The sequence below is a fragment of the Microcoleus sp. MON2_D5 genome, from assembly GCF_036701905.1.
GTDB lineage: Bacteria > Cyanobacteriota > Cyanobacteriia > Cyanobacteriales > Microcoleaceae > Microcoleus.
On record NZ_JAUBRM010000208.1, the window covers coordinates 1 to 2,705 of the forward strand.

Annotated in this window: 1 protein-coding gene and 1 pseudogene; one reads left to right on the forward strand and one right to left on the reverse strand. The window is 42.8% G+C overall.

All coding sequences use genetic code 11. The annotated features are described in order from the left end of the window. Nucleotides 1-1,978: 4Fe-4S binding protein (locus tag QUA47_RS30630; protein ID WP_333433596.1), on the forward strand; the 1,978-nt coding region annotated here is incomplete at its 5' end. Between the two features lie 436 nt (nt 1,979-2,414). Here QUA47_RS30630 and QUA47_RS30635 read toward each other — a convergent pair. After that, nucleotides 2,415-2,633 (reverse strand): annotated as a pseudogene (locus tag QUA47_RS30635) (transposase); the annotation flags it as partial. Nucleotides 2,634-2,705: the final 72 nt, after the last annotated feature.

Here is a 2,705-nt window from a genome sequence, read left to right on the forward strand (position 1 = left end):
GACTCTAATTTGCTGTTCATTGTTTTTCGTCAACTTTGCTCTCGATCACTATATCATACATCAATTCAGCAACGCCAAAAGTGCTTTACTTCAGAGCAATGGAGCGGAATTATTTGGGCGGTTGGGCGGCAAGCCGGGGCTGTTGGAATGGTTGGGAGAAGGGACGTTAATTTTAAATGATTTGCAAGAATTACCCTCTCAATTATGCCCCCAAATTCAGCAATTATTAACCGATGGAACCTATACGCTAGTTGTCAAACAAGGACAAATACCGCCACCACCACGTTCAAGTAATGCGCGGATAATTTTAATCTCAGAAATTGTCCAGCCCCACCTGGATAACCTGACGCAACATAAAATTAAAGTTCCATCATTGCGGGTGCGAAAATCAGATTTAGAAGCACAGGTTAACTATTACCTTAACCTCATTTGTCGTAAAAAGAAATTAGTCAAGCCCCAAGTCACGCCGGAAGCAATTCGCCGCTTGCAAGCCTACGATTTTCCAGGAAACTTGCAGGAATTGCAAGGAATGGTTGATCGCGCCTTAGTTCAAGCACAGGGGAATCAGGTATTAACGGAAGAAGTGTTTTGGGTCCAGGCAGCGAAGAAACAAAAGTTTCGGCTGAATTTATTAAATATTTATCCGAAATTTAGGCAAGTTTTACGGAGCGATTGGTATCCCGATCGCGTGAATTATTGGTTTACTACCTGGGTGTTTGCATTGGTAGTAATTATCCTGTTTGTTGCTCCCCAAGATCGACAACATAATTTTGCCCTAAATATCTTTTGGGCGTGGTGGTGGCCGTTAATTTTATTATTATTCCCCATCGTCGGGCGGTTATGGTGTGCTTTTTGCCCTTTTATGATTTATGGGGAAATCGTCCAAAAACTATCGCTAAGAATTTTTCCTCGAACTCTCAATAAATGGCCGCGACAACAGGCCGAAAAATGGGGTGGTTGGGTTCTATTTGGGCTATTTACTCTGATATTTCTGTGGGAAGAGTTGTGGGATTTAGAAAATACCGCCTATTTATCCAGTTGTTTGTTGTTGCTCATCACCGCCGGAGCGGTAATTTTTTCCCTAATCTTCGAGAGGCGATTTTGGTGTCGTTATTTATGCCCGATCGGGGGAATGAATGGATTATTTGCTAAACTATCAATTATCGAACTTCGCGCCCAACAAGGAACCTGCGCGGCGGAATGCAGCACCTATCAATGTTACAAAGGCGGCCCCGGCTTGGGGGAAGGATTAACTACTAATGGCTGTCCGGTTTATTCCCATCCTGCCCAATTAACCGATAATAAAGATTGCGTGTTGTGCATGACTTGCTTGAAAGCTTGTCCGCATCGATCGGTAGAATTAAATCTGCGGCCTCCCGGCATCGAATTATGGACTACCCACGTTCCTCACAGTTATGAAGTTGCCCTATTATTTCTCTTATTAGGCGGTATTTATCTGCATCGCTTGCCCGAGATAAATAGTTTGTTGGACCTGGGCATCAATTTAGAGCAATTTTTACCTCATTTAGGACTGTCGATCACAGTGTTAATTATCCCGCCGATGATTCCCCTAATTGCCTACGCAATCATGCAAGCAATTTATCGATTGGGACAAACAGAAACCATGCCCTTTACAACTTACAAACCCCTCTCATTTGTCTCTCTCGCTTACGGTTATTTACCCTTAGTCTGGGGCGGTAGTTTGGCTCACTATTGGCGATTAGGTTTGCAGGAAGGCGGTCGGGTGATTCCCGTAACTTTTGCCACTTTCGGACAAATTAGAGATGATTTACCGAGTTTTATTGGCGATCCAGCGGTAATTAGTTTCTTGCAAGGTTTCACTTTGATTGTATCATTATTAGTCACAATATTGGTAACTCAAAAAATTGCCAAGCGCTCAATTAAATCTTTGATTCCACAACATTTAGCGAGTTTGTGCCTGATGCTGAGTTTGTGGTATGCGATCGTAGGAACCTGAAAGTGGCTATGCGCGATATATTACTTTGAGTTTTAATTTTTTAGGTTTTACCGAACCTAGGATGTAAAACTAACTAGCAAAATGCCAATGTAATACCAAATTCGAGTTAGCCATTCCCGTTATGATGGCGATTGAGCGCATAAGGCGCTTAACTGCCATCTGTGTGTTTATCGCAAGGGAGGAATCAGGAGTCTCCCGAACCCTCAAAACTGTTTGACTAAAGGTGAGGCGGGATGCTGCAGGCTCCCGGCCGACAAAAACAGGTGGCTTTTATTGGTATTGCTTAATCGGGGTATGAAAAAAAATTAGTTGAAGCTCCCGAAGCTTTGTGGATACTGGTTTCTATAACTTGCATATTTAGCTTTTCATACCGTAAATCAGCAACGCCAGTCTTATGCTCTAAGAGGATGTTTTAAAAGTCGAAGCAAGTCAAAAATTACGCAAGTCGTCTGACCATGATCCGAATCATCGCTATGTAGATAAAAGTTTCAGAAGTTTCCACAAGCCTTTCATAATCTTTGCTCAAGCGCCGACACCAGTTGAGCCATCCAAATGTTCGCTCAACCACCCACCGTTTTGGTAATACAACGAAACCGTGTTTCTCCAAAGGTCTGAGGACAATTTCCACAATCCACCCAAACATATCCATAACCCAATACGGTTCAGTTAAGGCTCAAATAGTGGTAAATTAGGTATGGTGTCCAAAAATGGAGAGCAAGTAAGGTGC